Annotated in this window: 18 protein-coding genes; 3 read left to right on the top strand and 15 right to left on the bottom strand. The window is 70.9% G+C overall.

Annotated elements, in window-relative coordinates; translation table 11 throughout:
• Positions 1–64 precede the first annotated feature (64 nt).
• From R9Z33_RS23590 to R9Z33_RS23580, 3 genes are read right to left on the bottom strand one after another with little or no spacing between them, the layout of a single operon-like run.
• Complete coding sequence (locus R9Z33_RS23590; protein ID WP_318649026.1) at positions 65–1,231, bottom strand: aminotransferase; 1,167 nt, start codon at positions 1,229–1,231, stop codon at positions 65–67.
• Positions 1,231–1,896, bottom strand: coding sequence for a DNA-3-methyladenine glycosylase family protein (locus R9Z33_RS23585; RefSeq protein WP_318649025.1), 666 nt, complete (start codon positions 1,894–1,896; stop codon positions 1,231–1,233). Before R9Z33_RS23585 ends, R9Z33_RS23590 begins: the two co-directional genes overlap by 1 nt.
• Positions 1,841–3,217 (bottom strand): carbohydrate porin, encoded by a 1,377-nt coding sequence (locus tag R9Z33_RS23580; protein ID WP_318649024.1) that lies wholly within the window; start codon positions 3,215–3,217, stop codon positions 1,841–1,843. Before R9Z33_RS23580 ends, R9Z33_RS23585 begins: the two co-directional genes overlap by 56 nt.
• Positions 3,218–3,333: 116 nt before the next feature.
• On the opposite strand from R9Z33_RS23580, the gene R9Z33_RS23575 reads away from it, so the two are divergent.
• Entirely contained in the window at positions 3,334–4,038 is a 705-nt protein-coding gene (locus tag R9Z33_RS23575) for an RraA family protein (RefSeq protein ID WP_318649023.1), read from the top strand.
• Positions 4,039–4,363: 325 nt separating this feature from the next.
• Positions 4,364–4,861, top strand: a complete 498-nt coding sequence (locus tag R9Z33_RS23570; protein ID WP_318649022.1) for an acyl-CoA thioesterase — start codon at positions 4,364–4,366, stop codon at positions 4,859–4,861.
• Here R9Z33_RS23570 and R9Z33_RS23565 read toward each other — a convergent pair.
• From R9Z33_RS23565 to secB, 4 genes are all read right to left on the bottom strand, one after another.
• Positions 4,858–5,940, bottom strand: a complete 1,083-nt coding sequence (locus R9Z33_RS23565) for a glycosyltransferase (protein ID WP_318649021.1) — start codon at positions 5,938–5,940, stop codon at positions 4,858–4,860. The genes R9Z33_RS23570 and R9Z33_RS23565 overlap by 4 nt on opposite strands.
• The gene (locus tag R9Z33_RS23560; protein WP_318649020.1) at positions 5,937–7,151 is read right to left on the bottom strand and encodes a glycosyltransferase family 4 protein; all 1,215 of its coding nucleotides are present in this window, start codon (positions 7,149–7,151) and stop codon (positions 5,937–5,939) included. The genes R9Z33_RS23565 and R9Z33_RS23560 overlap by 4 nt, the downstream gene beginning before the upstream one ends.
• A gap of 9 nt (positions 7,152–7,160) precedes the next feature.
• On the bottom strand, positions 7,161–8,234 hold the full coding sequence (locus R9Z33_RS23555; RefSeq protein ID WP_318649019.1) for a DegT/DnrJ/EryC1/StrS family aminotransferase: 1,074 nt from the start codon (positions 8,232–8,234) through the stop codon (positions 7,161–7,163).
• Between the two features lie 272 nt (positions 8,235–8,506).
• Entirely contained in the window at positions 8,507–8,986 is a 480-nt protein-coding gene (secB, locus tag R9Z33_RS23550) for a protein-export chaperone SecB (RefSeq protein ID WP_318649018.1), read from the bottom strand.
• Positions 8,987–9,095: 109 nt separating this feature from the next.
• Here secB and R9Z33_RS23545 point away from each other — a divergent pair, with 109 nt between their 5' ends.
• Positions 9,096–9,689: a DUF2889 domain-containing protein gene (locus R9Z33_RS23545; RefSeq protein WP_318649017.1), complete on the top strand. Its 594-nt coding sequence runs from the start codon at positions 9,096–9,098 to the stop codon at positions 9,687–9,689.
• A 534-nt stretch (positions 9,690–10,223) separates the two neighbouring features.
• On the opposite strand, the gene R9Z33_RS23540 is transcribed toward R9Z33_RS23545, so the two are convergent.
• The 8 genes from R9Z33_RS23540 to R9Z33_RS23505 all read right to left on the bottom strand — a co-directional run bounded on the left by R9Z33_RS23540 (position 10,224) and on the right by R9Z33_RS23505 (position 21,253).
• Positions 10,224–13,367 (bottom strand): efflux RND transporter permease subunit, encoded by a 3,144-nt coding sequence (locus tag R9Z33_RS23540; RefSeq protein ID WP_318649016.1) that lies wholly within the window; start codon positions 13,365–13,367, stop codon positions 10,224–10,226.
• 6 nt (positions 13,368–13,373) lie between these two features.
• On the bottom strand, positions 13,374–14,537 hold the full coding sequence (locus R9Z33_RS23535) for an efflux RND transporter periplasmic adaptor subunit (protein WP_318649015.1): 1,164 nt from the start codon (positions 14,535–14,537) through the stop codon (positions 13,374–13,376).
• Between the two features lie 211 nt (positions 14,538–14,748).
• Positions 14,749–16,524 carry a polysaccharide biosynthesis/export family protein gene (locus R9Z33_RS23530; RefSeq protein WP_318649014.1) on the bottom strand — a complete coding sequence of 592 codons (1,776 nt, stop codon included), beginning with the start codon at positions 16,522–16,524 and terminating at the stop codon, positions 14,749–14,751.
• Complete coding sequence (locus tag R9Z33_RS23525; RefSeq protein ID WP_318649013.1) at positions 16,514–17,740, bottom strand: capsule biosynthesis protein; 1,227 nt, start codon at positions 17,738–17,740, stop codon at positions 16,514–16,516. The genes R9Z33_RS23530 and R9Z33_RS23525 overlap by 11 nt, the downstream gene beginning before the upstream one ends.
• Positions 17,741–17,888: 148 nt before the next feature.
• Positions 17,889–18,536, bottom strand: a complete 648-nt coding sequence (locus tag R9Z33_RS23520; protein ID WP_318649012.1) for an ABC transporter ATP-binding protein — start codon at positions 18,534–18,536, stop codon at positions 17,889–17,891.
• A gap of 6 nt (positions 18,537–18,542) precedes the next feature.
• Positions 18,543–19,346 carry an ABC transporter permease gene (locus R9Z33_RS23515; protein ID WP_318649011.1) on the bottom strand — a complete coding sequence of 268 codons (804 nt, stop codon included), beginning with the start codon at positions 19,344–19,346 and terminating at the stop codon, positions 18,543–18,545.
• A gap of 7 nt (positions 19,347–19,353) precedes the next feature.
• Complete coding sequence (locus R9Z33_RS23510) at positions 19,354–19,692, bottom strand: DVU3141 family protein (protein WP_318649010.1); 339 nt, start codon at positions 19,690–19,692, stop codon at positions 19,354–19,356.
• Positions 19,693–19,906: 214 nt separating this feature from the next.
• Positions 19,907–21,253, bottom strand: a complete 1,347-nt coding sequence (locus tag R9Z33_RS23505) for a tetratricopeptide repeat protein (protein WP_318649009.1) — start codon at positions 21,251–21,253, stop codon at positions 19,907–19,909.
• Positions 21,254–21,256: the final 3 nt, after the last annotated feature.

The following is a 21,256-nucleotide window of genomic DNA, read 5'->3' as shown; positions in this document are numbered from 1 at the left end:
CCCTCGAGCGGATCTGGCCGGGGAGCCTCGCGCGGATTGTCGAAACCGTCAAGATTTTCGAAAATCAACCCGTGGCGTGGCCAGCCCCCAGTCCCGCCAGCCGTGCCGGCAGTTCCGCCAGCCGTTCGGCCTCCGCATTGGCGAAGGCGAGGCGCAGGTGCCGCTCCTGCCCCGGGCCGAAGAAGGGGCCGGGCAGCGTCATCAGCCCCTGTTCGGCGGCGAGGTGTTCGGCCGCCGCCATCGCATCGGGCGCCCCCTCGGGCAGGCGCAGATAGGCGAAGTAGCTGCCCATCGCGTCGATCCAGTCGCTGTTCAGCGCGGCGCGGCAGGCGGCCGCGCGCGCCAGCATGATTTTGCGGTTGTCCGAGCGCCAGTCGCGCAGCGCCGGGATCGCCCAGGCCAGCACCTGCTGCGCCGGACGGGCGGGGCAGATCTGGAGGGTGTCGAGCGCCTTGGCCAATTGGTGCTGGAAACCCTCGCCGGCGATGACGGCGCCGAGCCTGTGGCCCGGAATGCAATAGGCCTTGGAGAAGCTGTAGAGATGCACCAGCACCTCGCCCCAGTCGGGATCGCTGAAGAGGCGGTGCGGCACGGTGTTGGGCAGGAAGTCGCGATAGGTCTCGTCCAGCACCAGCGCGATGCCGCGCCGGCGCGCGAGCTCGGCGAAGCCCGCGATGACCTCGGGCGGATAGACGGCGCCGGTCGGGTTGTTGGGCGTGACGAGAAGGATGGCGCGCGTGCGCTGATCCAGCAGCGTCGCGGCCAGCGCCACATCGGGCACGAAGCCCTGCGCGGCGGAGCAGGGCAGGGGCCGTGCCTCCACGCCGGCCATGGTCAGCGCCATCTCATGGTTGAAGTACCAGGGTGTGGGGACCAGCACATTGTCGCCAGGGGCGGCCAGCACCTTCATCGCCATGGCGAAGGCGAGGTTGCAGCCGGCGGTGATCGCCACCTGCCCGGGCCCGATGGCCGCGCCGTAGAAGCCGCTCGCATCCTCGGCCAGGGCCGCGCGCAGCGCCTCGTCGCCCGCGATGGCGCCATAGCCCGCGGCTGCGCGTTGCCCAGCCGCCTCGCCAAGGCGTGCCAGCAGTTCCGGATGCGGCGGATAGCCTGGCACGGCCTGCGTCAGGTCCAGCGCCGGGCCGCGCTGGCCCTGGTAGCGCGCCGCCCAGGCGCGGGCGGCGGGGATGGCGGGGTCGGCCGTCGCCATGATGGTGGGGGAGAAGCGCATCAGGGATCCTCGATCAGCGGGCGGCCGGTCTCGTGCCGCCAATGATGCCAGAGCAATCGCGCGGCGAGTGAGCGCGCGGGCGACCACGCCTCTGCCATGCGGGCCAGGGGTTTCGGCGCGGGCCGCGCCTCAAGCGCGAAGAGATGACGCGCGGAATTGGCCAGCGCGATATCGCCGGAGGGGAAGATGTCCGCGCGCCCTTCGGCGAAGATCAGATGCACCTCGGCCGTCCAGGGGCCGAGGCCGCGCACGGCGCTGAGCATCGCCACCGCCTCGGCATCGGGAAGGCTCGCCATGCGGTCGAAATCGAGCGTGCCGTCGAGGCAGGCGGTGGCCAGGCTGCGCGCATGCGCGGCCTTGGGGCGGGAGAGGCCGGCCGTGCCACACAGCGTCGCGTCATCCATCGCGAGCAGCCCCTCGGGCGTCAGCGCGCCCGGCAGCGCGGAGAGCCGCCGCCAGATCGCGCCCGCCGCCTGGTTGCTGATCTGCTGGCCGCAGATGGTGCGGAGCAATCCCGCGAAGCCGCGCGGGCGGCTGCGCCAGGGCAGCGGGCCCGCGCGCTCCTCGATCTGCGCGAAGCGCGGCTCGGCGGCGAAGAGCGCCGTGCGGTCAGAAGGCGACGCGCATCCGGGCGGTGAAGATGGAGACGGGACCACGATCCGCATTGTAGGCCGGGTTCACCACCAGGGCATAGCCGAGCGCCCCGTGCAGGCCGGGGGCGAGGCGCGCATCGTAATAGGTCTCGGTCACCCATTCGGGGCTGTAGTTCAGCCGCCCGTCGCCGGTGATGAAGCCGATGCCGCCATCCTCCAGGTAGCGCCGCCGCCCGCCGCTGATGAAGCCGATATTGGTGCCGAGCCCGAGCGTATCCGCCGGCCGGCCCCAACGCTGGCCGGTGAGCGTGCCGCCGAAGCTGAGCGCGCGGTCCATCTCGGTGAACATCCAGTTCTGCGTCTGCCCGTCATTCCAGGAGGCGCGGGCGAAGATGCCGAAATCCCCGGTGATCTCCTGGTCGGAGGAGAGCGTCGCGTTGTTCTTCGCGCGGTAGCCATAGGGGTTGATGTCGAAGGTCTGGAAGCCGTTGCTGAACAGCTCGTTCCAGCGCGATTGCCGCGCTCGCGAATAGCCGTAGATCAGCCGCAGCGCGCCCTCCCGCTCGCCGAAGCGCCAGAAGCGCTCCACCGAGGCGAGGAGCTGGAAGCCGCGCGTGATGGCGGGGTCGAGGAACAGCCCGTTCACCTGGCGCGCCACGCGGAAGGCGCCGCCGCGCACGGCCCAGATGCCGTTCTCCCATTCGATGGCCAGGCCCTCGGTGTAGCCGCGCGCATCGGCCGCGTAGTCGAAGGCGCCGCCGCCCACCAGCGCCCAGCTCATGAACTGCGTGCGCGCGTCATGCGCGTAGCGGTTGTCGTCGAAGATGTCCCAGACGGCGAACTTGCCCGCCGTGATCGTGATGCGCTCGCGCGGCAGGCGCTCGGTGAAGCGCAGTGGATCATTGTCGGGCGGGACCGTGTCCTCGGAGAGGGCGATGGTCTGCCGCAGGAAGAGGCGCGGGACGAACAGCACCGGATCGCTGCTGCCCAGGCGGAACGCCTCGCCATTGGGGAAGCTCGCGACACCCGTGGAGTTGGAGAGGCCGAAGCCGCGCGTGACGGAGGGATTTACGATCACCTCCGCGCCATGCCAGAGCCGCCGGCCGAGGATCAGGTCGGTCGAGAGCGTGTTGCGCGCCTGGGGGGCGGGCAGGAGGCTGCCCGCCCCCTGGTAGGGCGAGCGGAAGCCGGCATTGCCCTGCAGGATGAAGGTCGCCTGGCCGCGGATCAGCCAGCCCTCCTCCTCCAGCCGGTCCTGCTTCGCGGCGAGGCTGGGGATCATCGCATCCTCCGGCGGGCCGAGGTTGGGCGTGCCGGCGGAATTGAAGCGGCCGGTCTGCGCGGCGGCGAGGCCAGGCAGCATCAGCAGCAGGAGGAGGGCGGCGAGGCGCATGGGCGGATGCTGTAGCGCCGCCGCGCGCCGTGTCCATCGCATCACGAATCTGTCACTCCCGTGGTTTGACGCGCGCGCCGCCTCGCCCGACACTGCCCCAACGCCAGGAGGAACACATGGTCGCACGCCCCTATACCCAAGCCGATCTCGACGCGCTCTGCGCCTGGGATACGCCCACCATCTGCAATGCGCTCGAGCTCGTCGTGCCCGCGCGGCGCGGCCATGGCTTCACGGTCCGCACCTTCGATTGCGCCCACCCGTCCATGCCGCCGATCTGCGGGCCGGCGCGCGTCGGCACCATCCGCGCGCAATTCCCCTCGGGCCGCACGAAGGAAGCCGACCGCGCCTCGCGCATCGGCTGGTACGAGTATGTCGCCAACACCGACATGCCGACCGTGGTGGTCCTGCAGGATCTCGATGACGTGCCCGGCACCGGCGCCTTCTGGGGCGAGGTGAACACCAACGTCCACAAGGGCCTGAAGGCACTCGGCTGCGTCACCAACGGCTCGATCCGCGACCTCGACATGGTGGCGCCGGGCTTCCAGCTGCTCGGCATCATCAACCCGAGCCACGCCTATGTGCATGTGGTGGATTGGGGCCGCCCGGTGACCGTGCACGGCATGCAGGTGGTGCATGACGAGGTGGTCCATGCCGACCGCCACGGCGCGGTCACCATCCCGGCCGATGCGGTGAAGGCCCTGCCGGCCGCGATCGACCTGCTGAGCCGCAAGGAAGCTGTCATCCTGGAGATGGCCAAGCGCCCGGATTTCGACATCGGCAAGTTGCGCGAGGCGCTGGCCAAGTCGGATGATATTCACTGAGTTTATGCCCTCAGACGCCGGGCGCGCGCATCCGCGCGCTTGGCTTCGGAGAGCTGAAGCTCTCCGCCTCGCCCATTCGGCTCGGATACGGCGGCGTTGTGCCCTCAGACGCCGGGCGCGCGCATCTGCGCGCTTGGCTTCGGCGTGCCGACGCTCTCGGCCGTGCCTGGCCGGGGCGGATACTTCATTGTCGTGCCCTCAGGCGCCGGGCTTGCGCATCCGCGTGCTTGGCTTCGGAACACTGAAGCGCTCCGCCGGCCGCAGCTGCGGCCGGATGCCGGGGGTGCGGCTTTCGTCTTGTTGAACTGGTCTGGTTGGAGGCTGCATGCCCTTCGTCGAGGATGGTCCCGCGCCGCGTCTTGAGGGGGGATGGTTCCGTTGGGACGAACCCCTGGTCGCGGTGAAGCGGGAATGGGTGGATGGCTATCGCCACCTGAACATGGGCTACTACCTCGTCGCCTATGACCTGCAGACCGACCGGCTCTGGCCGCATCTGGGGCTCGGTACCGCGCTCAAGAAGGGCGGCCTCGGCACCTTCGCGGCCGAGGCCTGGCTCGACTACCAGCGTGAGATGACCGAGGCCATGCTGATCGGCGCCGAGAGCACGGTGCTGGCCGCCGATGACAAGCGCCTGCTGCTCAGGCACCGCATGTTCCACTTCACCGAGGGCTGGACCGCCTCCGAGCATGAGGTTCTCTACCTCTGCGTGGACCTGAACATCCGCCGCGTCACCCCCTGGCCTGCCGAGGTGCGCGAGATCCTGGCCGGCCGCGCGACGGGCGAACCGGCCAAGCGCCTCGCGCTGCGGCGGCGGGGCGCCTAGGCCAGCAGCTCGCGATAGAGCGCGACCAGCTTCTCCGCCTCGGCCGGCCAGCCCCAGGCGCCGCGCGCCGCCTGCCAGCCGGCCTCGCCCAGCGCGGCGCGCCGGTCCGCATCGCCCAGTTCCGCCACGGCGGCGGCGATGGCGGCGGGGGCGGTCACATCCACCAGCAGCCCGCAGCCACTGCCCTCCACGATCTCCGCGACACCGGTGGCGAAGCGCGGCGCGATGACGGGCAGGCCAAGCGCCATCCCGTCGAACAGCTTGTGCGGCAGGGCGAGGCGATGATTTTCCTCGCCCGGCTGGAAGAGGATCAGGTTGATGTCGGCCATCGCCGCGCGCGCCATCGCCGCCTCGGCCGGCAGCCAGCCGGTGCAGGTGATGCGCCCGGCGAGGCCGCGCCCGGCCGCCGCCGCATGGAACGCCGCCTCGCTGCCATCGGTGAATCGGCCGATGACGAGCAGCCGCGTCTCCGCCGGGCAGAGCGCCAGCGCCTCCAGCAGCACGGGCCAGCCGCGCGCGACGCCGATGGCGCCCAGATGCAGCAGCGTCACCGGGCCCGACCCGTGCCGCCGCCGTGGCAGCCCCTCCGGCACCAGCGCGTGGTTGCGCACGGCGATGCAGCGCGCGCCCGGGAAGTCCTGGGCCAGGCCGTCCTTCGCCAGTACCACCGCATCGGCGCGGCGACCCAGCGCCCGCATCACGCGGCGGATCGCGCCCTGCGCCACTGGCCGCAGCCAGGCCGGCAGCCTCGCATCGAGGCGCGAGGGATAGTGCTCATGCACATCAAGCACGAGGCGTGCGCCCGTCCGGCGGGCGGCGAGCCAGGCGATGATCCAGGCATCCGGCTCGGAGGCATGGATCACGCGCGGCCGCAGGGCCATGGCGCGGGCGTAGAGCGCCCGCCAGCGGTGCCGGCGGGCCGTGCGGGGCACCGTCTCCACCGCCACGGGACCGATGGGCCGCGCCGGCGCGGGCGAGAGATGCGTGACCGCCCAGCCCGCCGCGGCCAGGCTCTCGCCCTCCTTGCGGACCACGCGCATGTCGTCGCTCGGATGCGCGGCGGAGAGCAGCAGGATCATGCGCCGAGCGCACCTTCCACGGCGGTGACGAAGCGGGCGGCGAGCAGCCGCCGGTCATGCCGCCGCTCCGCGAGGCGCCGCGCCGCCAGGCCCATCGCCTCGCGCTGCACGGGCTGGTCGGCCAGGCGGCGCAGGGCCGTGGCGAGCGCGGCGGGCCCCGCATGGGTCTCGCCGCAGCCGCCGGCCTCCAGCAGCCGAGCCGCCTCGCCAGGCACGTTGGAGAGCACGGGGCGCCCGGCGGCGAGGTAGTCCATCAGCTTGTTGGGCGCGGTCCATTCGGCGAAGGCGGGGATGGGCGCGAGGCAGAGCAGCCCGACCTGGCTGCCGGCCATCAGGCGCGCAAGTTCCGGCTTGGGCATGGCATCGAGGAAGGTGACATTGCCGAGGCCGCGCGCCGCCGCCGCGGCCATCAGCGCCGGCTTCTCGCCGCCCTCGCCCACCAGCAGCAGGCGGATGCGGCGCTCGCCCGCCGCCTGCAGCAGCGCCGCCACCTCCAGCAGCTGGTGCAGCCCGTTGGCGCGGCCATGCGCCCCGGCATAGACCGCCAGCATCTCGCCGCCACCCGCCGCCTCCGGGCGCCAGGGGGTGGCATGCGGGCCGAAGAGGTCGAGGTCGCAGCCCTGGCCGATGACATGCAGGCGCCCGGGCGGGGTGCCGCGGCCGCGCGCGGTCCCGGCCATGCCCTCGGTGAGGGCGACGACCGCCGCGGCGTCACGGCAGGCGGCGCGGGCCAGGCGCTCCATCCCGCGCAGCAGCAGCGGGCGGCGCAGCCCCATGGCGACGGGCAATTCGGGCCATGGGTCGCGGATCTCGAAGAGGAAGGGCGTGCCGCGCGCCCGGCGCGCCAGCAGCGCGGGCAGCGCCACGGTGAGCGGCGTGGAGCTGGCGATCACCAGATCCCAGCCCGGCCGCAGCGCGAGCCGCGTGGCGCGCGCCGCATAGCGCAGGAAGGCGCTGATCCGCGCCGCCTCGCCGAGTGCGCTGCCGCAGGGGATGGCCCATTCCACCACCTCGAACCCCGCAATGCGGCCATGGCGCGCCCCGCGCCGGAACGGGCCCTCGAGGCCGGTCACGGCGCCCTGCCACTGGCCGCAGGCGATGGTCACCGCATGGCCGGCCTGGGCCAGCGCGCGGGCCTGGGCGTGGCTGCGCGTGGCGGTGGCGCCGGCCGGGGTTGAGAAATGCTGGTGGAGGTAGAGGATGCGCGCCAAGCCGTGGCGTTACCCCCGGTGCAGGGCGCGGATCACGCCGATGACACGCGCCTGGTCGGCCGGGCTCATCCCGCTGCCCGAGGGCAGGCAGAGGCCCTCCTCGAACAGCGCGGCCGCCACCCGCCCGCCCACCACCGGCGCATCGCGGAAGGCGGGCTGGAGATGCAGCGGCTTCCAGACCGGTCGGCTCTCGATCCCTTCCTCGGCCAGGGCGCGGCGCAGCGTCTCGCGGTCCGTGCCGAAGGCGCGCGGGTCCACCAGCATGGCGGTGAGCCAGCGCGAGGAATGGGCCCAGGCGGGCTCGGGCATGAAGGTCAGGCCGGCCAGGCCGGCCAGCGCCTTGGCGTAGCGGGCGAAGATGGCGCGCCGCGTCGTCACCCGCTCGGCCAGGCTCGGCAATTGGGCGCGGCCGACGGCGGCGAGCAGGGAACTCATGGCGTAGTTGAAGCCCGTCGTCTCGTGCTGGTAGTGCACGGCGGGTTCCTTCGCCTGCGTCGCCAGGGCCCGGGCCTGGGCGATCAGCGCCGCATCGCCCGAGAGCAGCGCCCCGCCGCCGCCCGCGGTAACGATCTTGTTGCCGTTGAAGCTCAGCGCCACCAGCCGCGCGCCATGCCCGGCCGGGCGGCCATGCTGCATGGCGCCGAGCGAGCAGGCGCTGTCCGACAGGATGGGAACGCCCCAGGCGTCGCAGGCCTCGCGGATCGCCGTCATGTCGGCCGGCTGGCCGTAGAGGTCGGCCGGGACCACGCAGCGCGGCAGGCGGCCGCGCCGGGCGGCGGCGGCCAGCTCCTCGCGCAGCAGGTGCGGATCGAGCGTCCAGGAGGCGGGGTCCACGTCGAGGAAGCGGGGGGTGGCGCCCATCTGCACGGCGGGGGCCACGGTCGCCACGAAGGTCAGGCTCGGCGCCCAGACCTCGTCGCCCGGTTGCACGCCGAGCACCCGGAAGCCGAGATGGAGCGCGGCCGTGCCGGAGCTGGTGGCAAGCGCATGCGGCTGGCGCGCCACCTGGGCGATTTCGGCCTCGAAGGCCTGGAGCTCGGGCCCGGCGGGGGCCAGCCAGCCGGATTCGAGGGAGCGCCGCAAACTGTCCAGTTCGCCGCCGGCGAGATGGGGCGGGGAGAGCGGAAGGGGCGCCGGGAGGCTCTCGTGCAGGGGCCGCGGGGAGTCGGCGGGCAAGGCAAGGCGAACAGGAGCCATGCGGCTAACCTTTGGTTACCGTTGGCTCAAATAGAGCGAGCTGTTTGCAGGAAATGCAAGCTCTGCGTGTATTTTTTGCAGATATTTATAATTTCGTGCGCAGACTGATCGCCCGGATATTCAAAATCCGGGGAGGGTGGCCCCTCCCCGGGGGCGCCTCAGGCCGTGCCGACCGGCTGGGCGCGGCGGTTCTGCCAGAGCTGCACGAAGTCGATCGGGTTCAGCATCACCGGCGGGAAGCCGCCCTCGCGCGTCACATCGGCCAGGATGTTGCGGGCGAAGGGGAAGAGCAGGCGCGGGCATTCCACCAGCAGCACCGGCTCCAGATGCTCCTGCGGGACGTTCAGGGTGAAGATGCCGCAATAGGTCAGCTCCGCGATGAAGCAGGGCGTCTCGCCCGACTTGGCGTCGGCGCGGATCATCAGCGACACCTCGAAGACGTTCTCGCCCTCCTGGATCGGGCGGGCCTGCACGTCGAGCGCCAGGTCCACGCGCGGCTGCTCGCGCAGCGTGGCGTAGATGCCCGGCGCGCCGGGCACCTCGAAGGAGAGGTCCTTGGTGAACTGGATGTTCAGGACGATCGGCATGGGCTCCTGGCCGGAGCTGCCATTGGCGGGGTTCTGGGGCTGGTCGGACATGGGATCGCCTTCGATCAATGCGGATGGGGGGGCGCTACCACGGGGCGGGCGGTGCCGCCAGACGTGTCGCGCCCTTTGCGGCGGCGCATCAAACGCCTATCTCTGGCGGATGCCGCTCTCAGCCCCCGCCCCCCGCAAGCTCGAACACCTGCGCGACATCCAGCTGCGCGGCTATGTGCGCGAGGACGGGCTGGTGGACATCGAGGCGCATCTCACCGACACCAAGACCTACGGCTTCCCCTCGGAACATCGCGGCCAGGTCGGCCCGGGCGACCCGATCCATGGCATGTGGGTGCGGATGACGATCAACGAGGACATGCTGATCATCGCCTGCGAAGCGGCCTCCGACCACACGCCCTTCGCCGTCTGCACCGGCGCCACGCCGGCCTTCGCCAAGCTCGCGGGGCTGACCATCGGCCCCGGCTTCAACCGCGCGGTGAATGAGCGGGTCGGCGGCGTGCTGGGCTGCACTCATCTGCGCGAGGTGCTGGCGCAGATGGGCACCGTCGCCTTCCAGACCATGTGGCCGCTGCGCAACCGCCGCCAGGCGGCGCAGCGCAAGGCCGAGGCGGCCGGCGCGCCGCGCAAGCGCCCCGCCCTGCTCGGCACCTGCCACGCCTATGCGCCGGACAGCCCGGTGGTGCGGAAGAAGTGGCCCGAATGGAGCGACCTCGCCGAGAAGCGGGAAGAGACGCCGATTTAGCGCCCTCAGACGCCGGGCGCCGCCTCCGGCGGCTTGGCTTCGCCGCACCACGGCCGCGCTGGACCATGAGCCCGGTTGGGCGGCGCCGGCCGCGGTTGCGGCCGGATGGTTTTGTAGAGCGCCCTCAGACGCCGGGCGCCGCCTCCGGCGGCTTGGCTTCGCCGCACCACGGCCGCGCTGGACCATGAGCCCGGTTGGGCGGCGCCGGCCGCGGTTGCGGCCGGATGGTTTTGTAGAGCGCCCGCAGACGCCGGGCGCCGCCTCCGGCGGCTTGGCTTCGCCGCACCACGGCCGCGCTGGACCATGAGCCCGGTTGGGCGGCGCCGGCCGCGGTTGCGGCCGGATGGTTTTGTTGAGCGCCCTCAGACGCCGGGCGCCGCCTCCGGCGGCTTGGGCTTCGCCGCGCGGCTGGCGCGCCGGGCCACTGGCCTTTTCGGGCTGCGCCGGCCGCCGTGCGGCCGGATGGGCTTGTTTGGCGCCCTCAAGCGCCGTGCGGCCGGGTGGGTCGGGGCGGGCGTTGGGCGCCCGCCCGCCTCAATGCGCCTTCGCGGGCTCACCTTCGCGCTTGCCGAACAGCCCCTTCACCCGCTCGCGCAGGGACTGGAACACCACGTAGAGCATCGGGATCATGAAGATGCCGATGACCGACGCCGCGAGCATGCCGCCGAAGACCGGCAGGCCCACCGCCTGGCGTGACAGCGCGGCGGCACCCGTCGCCGTGATCAGCGGCACCAGGCCCAGGATGAAGGCGAAGCTCGTCATCATCACCGCGCGGAACCTCATCTTGGAGCCGAGCACCGCGGCCTCCTGGATGGGCAGGCCCTTCTCGCGCTGCTCCTTCGCGAATTCGATGATCAGGATGCCGTTCTTCGCCGCCAGCGCGATGAGCACGACAAGGCCGATCTGCGCATAGACGTTGAGCGGCAGCCCCGCGATGACCAGCGCCGCGAAGGAGCCAAGACCGCCCACCGCGACCGAGAGCAGCACGGGCACCGGGATGGTCCAGCTCTCATACAGCGCCACCAGGAAGAGATAGGCAAAGAGCAGCGCGAGCGCGATCAGCGCCGTGGTCTGGCCCGAGGCCTGCTTCTCCTGATAGGCGGTGCCGGTCCAGTCGAAGCTGTAGCCCGAGGGCAGCACGCGGGTGGAAAGCTCCTCCATCGCCGCCATCGCATCGCCCGAGGAGATGCCGGGCCTGCCCTGGCCGTTCAGCGTCACCGAGCGGACGTTATTGTAGCGCTGGATGGTCTGCGGGCCGAGCACGACCCGCACATCGGCGAAGGCGCGCAGCGGCACCATCTGCCCGCGCGCATTGCGGACCTGCAGGCGCCAGATGTCGGGGATGTCGTCGCGGTCCACCGCCTCGGCCTGGATGTTCACCTGCCAGGTGCGGCCGAAGAGGTTGAAGTCGTTCACGTAGAAGCCGCCGAGCGAGGCCTGCAACGTGGTGAAGATGTCGCTGATGCGAACGCCCAGCGCCTGCGCCTTGTCACGGTCCACGTCGAGGTAGAGCGAGGGCGTGGTGGGCGAGAAGGTGGAGAAGACGCCGGCCAGCCGTGCATCCTGGTTGGCCGCGATCATCATGCCCATCATCGCGCCGCCCAGCTCCACCGGGTCGCGCCCCTCGAAGTCCTGGAGCTGGTATTCGAAGCCGCCGCCCGTGCCGAGGCCGAGGATGGGCGGCACGTTGAAGGCGAAGACATTGGCGACGCGGAAGCCGGCGGCGAAGCCGAAGACCGAGCGGATGCCGGTGAAGACGCTGGCCTCCACCGTCGTGCGGTCCTCGAAGGGCTTCATCCGCGCGACGAGGAAGGCCGAGTTGGGCTGTGCCCCGCCGTCAATGAAGGAGAAGCCGATGATGGAGAGGATGTTCTCGATCGCCGGGTTCTGGCGGAGGAAATTCTCCACCTGGATCGTCGCCTCGCGCGTGCGCGCGACCGAGGAGCCCTGCGGCAGCTGGAGCTGGACGAAGAAGGCGCCCTGGTCCTCCTGCGGCAGGAAGCCCTGCGGCGTGCGGCTGCCGAGCGAGAAGATGCCCCAGGCGAAGACGCCGGTCAGGATGATCGAGAGGAAGGCCACGCGCACCAGCCGGCCCACGATCCAGGCATAGCCGTCGCGCACCTTGTCGATGGCGCGCAGCACATACTTGATGGGCCCGCGCTTCTGCCCCTCATGCCGGAGCACGATGGCGCAGAGCGCGGGGGAGAGCGTCAGCGCGTTGATCGCCGAGATGATCATGGCGACGCTGATGGTCACCGCGAACTGCTTGAACAGCACGCCCGAGACGCCAGAGATCAGGCCGATCGGCACGAAGACCGAGAGCAGGACGAGGGTGATGGCGATGATCGGCGCCGTGATCTCGCCCATCGCCTTGTTGGTGGCCTCGGCCGGCGTGAGGTCGGGCTCCTCCTCCATCACGCGCTCGACATTCTCGACCACCACGATCGCGTCATCCACGACGATGCCGATGGCGAGCACCATCGCGAGCAGCGAGATGGTGTTGGCCGAATAACCTAGCGCGAACAGCACCGCGAAGGTGCCGATCAGGCTGACCGGCACCGCGATGGTCGGGATGATGGTGGCGCGCAGCGAGCCCAGGAAGAGATAGACCACGATGACGACGAGGATGAAGGCCTCGATCAGGGTCTTGATCACCTCATGCATCGTGTCGGTCACGAAGGTGGAGGTGTCGTAGATCACCGTGCTGGTCATCCCTTCCGGGAAGCGCTGGCCCATCGTGGCGAGGGTGCGGCTGACGAGCTGCGCGACCTGCACGGCATTGGCGCCCGGCGAGAGATAGACGCCCATGGTGACGGTGGCCTGGCCGTTCAGCCGCGCCTCCACATCCATGTTGGCCGCACCCAGCTCCACCCGCGCCACGTCGCGCACGCGCAGCACCGAGCCGTCGGCATTGGCGCGGATGACGATGGCGCCGAACTCATCGGGCGTGATCAGGCGGCCCTGGGTCTGGATGTTGAACTGGAACTGCTGGTCCTCGCCGATCGGCCGCGCGCCGATGCGGCCCGCCGCCGCCTGGATGTTCTGCGCCTGGATGGCCGCGATGATCTCGGAGGGGGAGACGTTGAGGTTGTTCAGCCGGTCCACCTCGAACCAGACGCGCATGGAGTAGTCCTGCGCGCCGAACATCTGCACGTCGCCCACGCCGGGCAGGCGGCGCAGCGTGTCCAGCATGTTGATGGTGACGTAGTTTGAGAGGAAGAGCGGCGGGTGCTCCGGATTGGTGGAGGAGACGCCGATGAACTGCAGCACCGCCGAGGACTGCTTGCGGACCGTGACGCCGGCGCGCTGCACCTCCTGCGGCAACCGCGCCAGGATGCCCTGCACGCGGTTGTTCACGTTCACCGTGTTGATGTCGGGATTGGTGCCGAGCGCGAAGGTGACGGCCAGCGAGTAGCTGCCATCGCTGCCCGAGTTGGAGCGCATGTAGAGCATGCGGTCCGCGCCGTTCACGGCACTTTCGATGGGCTGGGCGACGGTGGCTTCCACCACGGCGGCCGAGGCGCCGGGATAGCGCGCGGTCACCTGCACCACGGGGGGCACGATGTCCGGGAACTGCGCCACCGGGATGTTGAACATGGAGAGCGCGCCGGCCAGCGTCATCACGATCGAGATGACGATGGCGAAGCGCGGGCGGCGGACGAAGATGGCGGAGAACATGCGGCGTCAGCCCGGCCGGCCGGTGGCTGCGGGCCTGACCCCGGCGGGGGCGGCGTTCACCGGCTGGCCGGGGCGGACGCGCTGGATGCCCTCGGTGATCACGCGCTGGCCGGCTTCCAGGCCGCTCTCGATCACGGCGGTCTCGGCGGTGCTGCGGCCGAGCGTCACGTTGCGGCGCTGGGCGCGGCCCTCGCCATCCACGATGAAGACGAAGAAGCCCGCCTGGTCCTGCGCGATGGCCGAGCGCGGGATGGTCACGGCCATCACCGGCTGGGCGCTCTCCAGCAGCACGGTCACGAACTGCCCGTCCACCAGCTGCCGCGCGCCGATGTCGTTCTGCTGCATGCCGGCACGGATCGGGTTGGCGATGCTGGCGCGCACCAGGATCGAATCCGTGTCGCGGCTGACCTGCGTGTCGATGAAGTCGATCTGGCCGGGCAGCGGGTAGATCGTGCCGTCCGACTGGCGGATGCGGACCACCACCGCGGCTGCACCGCCGCGCCCCTCGTAGCGCTCACGCAGCTCGAGCGCGGTGCGCTGGGCGATGGTGAAGGCGACGCGCATCGGGTCCTGGCTGACGATGGTGGCAAGCGGCTCGCTGGAGGGGGAGACGACGTTGCCGGGCGTGTAGGTGGAGCGCCCGATGGCGCCGGCGAAGGGCGCGTAGATGTTGGTATAGGCCAGGTTGATCTCGGCCACGCGCACCGCCGCCTGGGCGCCGAGCAGCGTGGCGGCGGAGGTGCGCTCCTGCGCCTGTGCGTTGTCGAGCGCGACCTGGGTGCCGGTGCCGGTCGTCCGCAATTCCCGCGCGCGGGCGAGCGAGGTGCGGGCATTGGCGAGCTGCGCCTCGGCCGAGGCGACATTCGCCTTGGCCTGTTCCAGCTGCGCCTCGAAGGGCGCGCGCTCCATGCGGAAGAGGAGCTTGCCCTCCTCCACCTCGGTGCCCTCGCGGAACAGGCGCTCCTCCAGGAAGCCGGTGATGCGGGCGCGCAGGTCCACGCGGTTGATCGCCTCGATACGGCCGATGAACTCGGTGCTCTCGGTCACCGGCTGCCGCCGCGCCTCGACGACGCCCACGGCCGGGGGTGGGCCGCCGGGTCCCATCTGCGCCTGGGCGGGCTGCACCATCGAGACCGCCGCCAGGAACACCGACGCTACGAAAAACCGCATGCAGAGAGACCCCTCAGGCGATGGGCCAGGACGGCCCACCGCAAACCTTGCCCCATCTGCAACCTAAGCGGGACGGCAGGTCAACCCAAAATTGTGCAACGCCGCAATGCCGGGGCGGTGGCGTTGCGGAGGGGCCGTGGCGCGCTTTTTCCGGGGCGCGGCGGGGCTCGGGCCGCGTCGGCCCCGCCCCGCCGCCCTGGCCTCTGTTACTCTAATTTACCGGCACGAAGACACGCGCGGCCAGGGCAGCCTGGAACAGCACCTGCATGATGTCCTGCGCAACCTGGAGGTTGCGCGGATCAATGCGGGGCAGGGCGATGACCTCGTCGCCCGCGCGGGGCGCCTCACGCGGGTCGAGGATCACCTCGCCCGAGGCGCGGCGGATCATGATGCTGTTCATGTTGCCACGCGCCGTCAGGCCGCCCGCCTCGCGGATCAGGTCCGCCACGGTGATGCCGGGGCGCCAGAGCACGGCGCGCGTCGCACCGACCTCGCCCGTGACGAGCACCGTCTCGCGCCGCTCGGGGATCACGATGATGTCGTTGTCCTCGAGGCGGATGCTGTTGCAGCGCCCGCCGCTGAACACGACGATCCGGCCCTCCGGCACCACGCGTCGCGCGCGCTGCAGGTAGGAGGAGATCTGCTGCGCCTCGGCCGAGCGGATGGCGGCCACGCCCTGGGTGGGGGAGGTGGCGAGGAAGAGCGCGCGCTCCAGCCGGTCCGACGCCTCGGCCAGGGCGCGGGCCTGCTGGGCGGCGACGCTGGCGCGCAGGATGTAGATGCTGCTGGTGTCGGCCAGCGTCGGGTCCACCTCGATGTAGTCGAGCGCGTTGCAGAGCTGGGCGTCGCGGTCCATCACCAGCACGGAGGGGCCGACGCGGCTGCCCTCGACGGTGACGCGCACGGTCTGCATCGGGCGGTCGGTGATGAAGGTCACCACATCCTGGTCGCCGAGGCGCTGGGAGTGGAATTCGCTCAGCGTGCTGTAGCGCGAGAAGGGCCGGCCATCCCGCGTGCCCTGGATGATGGCGTTGGTGGCGCTGGGCAGGGGGCGGGCATATTCGATCAGCTCGCGCCCCGTCATGATCTGGCCGGGCACCTCGAAGAGGAAGTTGTTGCGAACGCCGCCGGTGGCCCCCACCAGGGCGCGCTGCCGGCCGACGACGATCGTGTCGCCCTCCTGCAGGCGCAGCGCGGGCAGGCGGCCGTCGAGCAGGAAGCGGTAGAGGTCCACGCTGGCCGCCTGGCGGCCGCCGCGCAGGATGGAGATCTCGCGGAAGCTCCCGCGGGAGGGGTCCACGCCGCCGGCGCGGACCAGGAAGTCAATGACGGAATCGGCGGCGCTGCCGGCGAAGCGCCCCGGCGTGCGGACGAAGCCCGTGACGAAGACGCCGATGCGCTGGGCCGAGAGGACGGTCGCATAGACCTGGACCTGCTGGGTGTAGAGGCGCCGGACCTCCTGCTCCACCCGGCTCTGGATATCGCCCGAGCGGGTGCCGGCCAGCGGGATGGGGCCGACATTGGGCAGGAAGAAATTGCCCGCGGGGTCGATCATGCCGCTCTGGTCGGCATCCACCGCGCCCCAGACGCGCACGGCCACGCGGTCGCCCGGCGTCAGCACGTAGTTCGGGTTCGGCGCCTCGGAGGAGGCGGCGGCGGACTGGGTGAACAGCGATGCGCCGAAGACCGCGGTCGGCCGGCCGCTGGCGCGGCTGACCTCGCCCAGCGGCAGCGCGGCCATGGCGCCGGCCTCGGCCTCGGTCGTGCTGCCCAGGCGGTTGGTGCCGGGGTCGCCCGGGGGGGCGGCCAGCGCGGTGCCGGCGGCGCCCGCCGTCCCGCCCCCGGCCCGGTTCGCGATGCTGGCGGCGGCCGCGGCGAGGTTGGGTGGCAGCCCGCCGCCGGGCAGGCTCTGGGCCTGCACGCCGGCCGGAATCAGCCCGGCAAGACCAGCCGCGATGACGAGGGGGCGAAGAAAGTCAGCGCGCATGTTCTCTCATTCCGGTCAGGATCAGCCAGGCCATGCCGTAGAGGATGGTGAGGCTGAGGAAGACATAGAGACTGGCCCAGTAGGGCAGGGGGAAGAGCGACCGCTCGGCCAGGTTGGGGTCCACCACACGCGTGAGGAAGACGGCCTGCCGGGCGGCATCCGAATTGGCGCGGTCGAGCACGATGATGTTGGCTTCGAGCTGGTTCTGCGCGAGCTGCACCTCGGCGGTGAGGCGCGCGAAGGTCTCCATCTGCTCGGTCACGCCGGAGGAGGCGGTGGCGATGCGCGCCCGCTCCTCCGCCACCTGCGCCTCCAGCCCGCGGATGCGGTTCTCGAGGTTGATGACCTGCGGGCTGCCGGGGCGCGCGAAGGCCTGCAGCGTCTGCAGTTCGCTGCGGGCGCGGGCGATGTCGCTCTGCAGGGCGTTGATGGTGGCCACGGCGGCGGAGGCGGTGGCGGCGGGATCCACCTCGCGCTCCTGCTGGCGGAACATGGTGAGCGCCACGCGCGCATCGGTCAGGCGGGTCTCGGCGCGGCGCAGCTCGGTGCGGGCGACGCGCATCGCCTCCTCGCGGATCTTGGTGTTCATGTCGTTCACCAGCTCCTCGCTGAGGGCCATGAGCTGGTTGGACAGGGCGAGGCTGTCCTGGGGGCGGAAGGTCCAGACGCGCAGGTCGGAGATGCCGGTGGTGGGGTCCACCGTCACCGTCACCTGCCAGCGATAATACCAGCGCAGCCGCTCCGCCGTCGGGCGGGCCCACCAGAGGCGGAAGAGCGGGTCCGCTTCAGGGCGGCGGAAGATCTCGACGAGGTCGAGCTTCTCCCGCGTCTTGCGGACGGCGTCGTGCGACAGCAGGAAGTCGCGGACGGCGGCGACGTTCTCGGGCGAGGGGATGAAGCCGGCCGAGCCCAGGATCTCGCCGCCCAAGCCGCTGGAGGCGGCGATGCGGGGCATCTGCGCCCGCACGGTGAAGCGCGATTCACTGACGTATTGCGGGGCCGCGATGAAGAAGAGGTAGAAGGCCGCGATCAGGCTGGGCAGGACGACCCACATGGTGAAGGGATGCTCGCGGATCCATTCCCGCCAGTTCCGCCGCCCGCCCATGCTGCCGACCGGCGGCAGCGGCCGGCCGGAGAGCCGGTCCGCCAGGCTGGTGCTGGCACGCAGCGAGGGGGTGGCGCGCAGCGATTTTTCGCGCCCCGTCTTGTCGCGCAACGCCTTCTCGCGCACCGGGACGGCCGGTGCACGGCCGGATGGGGCGCCCGCCGCCGCACGGCCGAGCGCCGTGGCGCCCCCCGGCTGGACCTGGGACGCGCCGGCCGCCGGGAGGGTTGGCAGCGGGCGCGAGGCACCCGCGGCCGAGCTAGAGTTGCTCGTATTCGGCGAAAGCTTGGTCCAGATCTTCATGGAAAGTCAGCCTCCCTTCGTGGAGGATCGCGGCGTGGGAACAGAGCTGGCGAACCGTATTCGTCTGGTGTGAAACAAGAATCAAGGCGCTGCGCCCGCGCCGGGCGAGCAGGGCCTGGCGGCACCGCTCGGCGAAGCGGGCATCACCGGCCGCGATCACCTCGTCGATCAGGTAGCAGTCGAAATCCACCGCCATGGACAGCGCGAAGATGAGGCGCGCCTTCATGCCGTCCGAATAGGTCTTGACCGGCTTGTGGAATTCCTCGCCGATCTCGGAGAATTCCTGGACGAAGCTCTCGACCCACCCGATCGGGCGATCATAGAGCCGCGCGATGAAGCGCGCATTGTCGGCCCCCGTCAACGCGCCATGCACCGCAGCGTCATAGCCCATCGGCCAGGAGACGCTCATGCGGCGGCGCACCTTGCCGCGCGTGGGATGCTCGACGCCGGCGAGGATCTTCATCAGCGTGCTCTTGCCCGCGCCGTTGCGGCCGAGGATGCCCACCGCATCGCCCGGCAGGAAGGTGGCGTCGATGCCCGACAGCACCTCGCGCGTCACGCCGTTCTTGGTGAAGCTCTTGCAGACGCCTTCCAGCTGCAGCATGGCGGCTCAGACCTCCAGATGCGGCTTGGCCGCCTTGAGCGCGCAAAGCCCGATGAAATTGACCCCCAGGATCCAGATCAGCGTGTAGGTCAGGTTGTAGCTGTAGGGCACGCGCGGGCCGAACTGCCCCTCGCGCGTGAATTCCATGATGTGGATCAGCGGGAACCACAGCACCAGCTCCTGCATGGAGCCGGGCAGCCACCAGACCATGAAGAACATGCCGGAGAAGGGCAGGCAGAGATAGGTGAAGGGATGGACGAGGCGATCCACCAGCTGCGAGTTCAGCGCGGTCGAGGCGAGGAAGATCAGGCCGGTCCCGTGCGAGAGCAGCATCATCAGCAGCACGCCGGCCATCATCTGCAGCGGGTTGCTCGGCCAGTCGCCGAAGACGATGCCGATGATGAGAACGAAGATGGCGATGCAGATGGCGACCGCGGCGGCGTCGAGCACGCTGCGCGCCCACATCACCGCCTCCACCGTCACGCGCGAGTGGTAGAGCAGCTGGTAGTTCGCGGCGATGCCGTGCGGCGAGCGGCTGACCAGCGTGCGGAACAGATAGTAGAGGATGTAGCCGATCAGGAAGAAGCTGAACTTGTTCAGGTCCCCCTTCATGGAGGAGCCGACGCCGATGGACCATTGCCACACCGCGACGCCGAGCCCGAGCAGGGCCGGCTCCAGGAAGAGCCAGACATAGCCGAGGTTCTCGCGGCCGAAGCGCGTGTGCAACTCGCGGATCATCAGCGCGGACATGACCCGCATGCGCGCGCGGAAGATCTGGAGGATGCCCGGCTCCTTGCCCACGAGATCCATGCAGGTGCTACCTGAAGCTGCCGCGCAGCAGGGGCGTGGAGGAGACGAACTGGCCGGCGCCGTTGCGGCAGGCCACCGCCACGCGCTCGCTGTTGCCTGCGCCCAGGATGATCTCCCGGCATTCCCGCCCGCTGGCGGCGTTGTAGCTGCGCACGAGGCGCGCGCGTTCGCCGTTCACGAAGCCCACGCCGCCCGGCGTGGCGGTCTCGGCGAAGTCGCCCAAGGGGTCCGGCCCGCGCGGCACCGTGCTGACCGGCGGCGCGGCCGAGCTGGACGCGACCGGCGAGAGATCAGGCCATTGCATGCCGCAGCCGGGCAGGAGGGCCAGGGCGAGAACGCCAAACATCCATCTCGTGTGCAGCAAAGGCGACAGACCTTTCTTCATGGCGCGGGGCCCGCCCCCGAATTCAAGGCGGTGTTCGCGACCTGCGACGAGTTGGATCACCCCGCGCGGCCTGCCCCACGGATCAGCGCCGCTATATACGCGGCGGCGACCGGATTGACACCGCAAAAAGATTTTCCTGTCAAATCATTGAATCAGGACAGTGGCTTGGCGGTGGTCAGCCCCGCCAGCCGATCGTGGCCGAACGATATCCCACCCGGCGCTCGGGCGGGGTCGGCCAGCGGCCGGTGACGCGCTCCAGCAGCAATTGCGCGTCCGCGTCGAGGCCGGCCGCCATGGCGCAATCGAGGAAGAGCTGTTCGAGCACATCCTGCTGGGCGTGGCTGCCGCCCAGCTCATGCATGCCGCCCAGGGCCGGGCGCATCACGGCGACCGCCGCCGCGTGCATGCCGCGGGCGCGCAGCAGCAGCGCCTCGCAGCAGGGCAGTGCCGCCTCGCGCACCACGCGGGGGTTCTCGCCGCTGTTGGCGCCGCAATAATCCCGCATCGCGGCCAGCATCCGCTCCGCCGCCTCGAAGCGGCCGGCGGCGCAGAGCGCCATCATCCAATGCGGCAGGGTGAAGGCGGAAAGGCAGTCGCCGATGCGGGCCTCGGCCTTTTCGGCCAGTTCCTCCCAGCGGTCGCCGACATCCACGCCCTGGCGCTCCAGCCGGAACAGCATGGAGGCGGCGTTCTGGCAGTCGATGTAGAGGTCGGGCTGCATCTGGGTGACGGGGCTGTCCAGGTTGCGGAAGCCGGTGTCGTAGAGGTGCAGCACCTCGGCATGTTCGCCGCGCTCCAGGTGGAACATGGCCTGGTGCCAGAAGATGTGGTGCTTCAGGTTGTTGCCGCCCTCGAAATGGCGGCTCAGGCCGGTGATCCAGGCGATGCCCTCGGCCCGGCGGCCCTGCATCTCCAGCACATGGGCCACGGCATGGGCGGCCCAGAGATCGGCCGGGTCGCGGCGGATGGCCTCACGCCCCGCATGCTCGGCGATGAGCAGGTGCCCCGCCTCCTCATTGGCGAAGGCGCGGCAGGCGAGGACCGAGCCATAGCCCGGCACCTCGCCGTCCCAATGCGGCAGGATGCCCTCGACGGCGTTCCACATGGCGGGCGCGCGGCCCATCCAGAAGGCCCCGAAATGGTGGAAGCGGAAGGCCATGATGTCGCGCGGGTGCTCGGCGATGATGCGTTCCCAGATCGCGATGGCGCGGTCCTGCGCGCCATCGGCCCAGGCGTCGAGCGCCGCCAGGTGCATCTGCTCGCGCGGGTTGCCGCCGAGCTTGCGCGCCTGGTCGAGCGCGGCGCGGGCGGCCGGCACATGCGCGGCCTTGTAGGCCAGCATGGCGAAGCCGGCCTGCATCATGTGCGGCAGGGGCGCCTCGGGGTCGAGTTGCAGCGCCGCCTTCAGGCGCTGCGGCGTGTCCAGCCGGTATTTGAGGAAGCCCTCCACCATGTGGTCGAAGGCGCGGGCGGCCTCGGCCGAGGCGAAGCTGGCGCGGTTGCCCTGGGCGTCATGCGCCATGGC

The organism is Sediminicoccus rosea (assembly GCF_033547095.1).
Classification (GTDB): domain Bacteria; phylum Pseudomonadota; class Alphaproteobacteria; order Acetobacterales; family Acetobacteraceae; genus Roseococcus; species Roseococcus rosea.
Note: the sequence above shows the minus strand (reverse complement) of the source record. Positions and strands in the feature narration are given on the sequence as shown.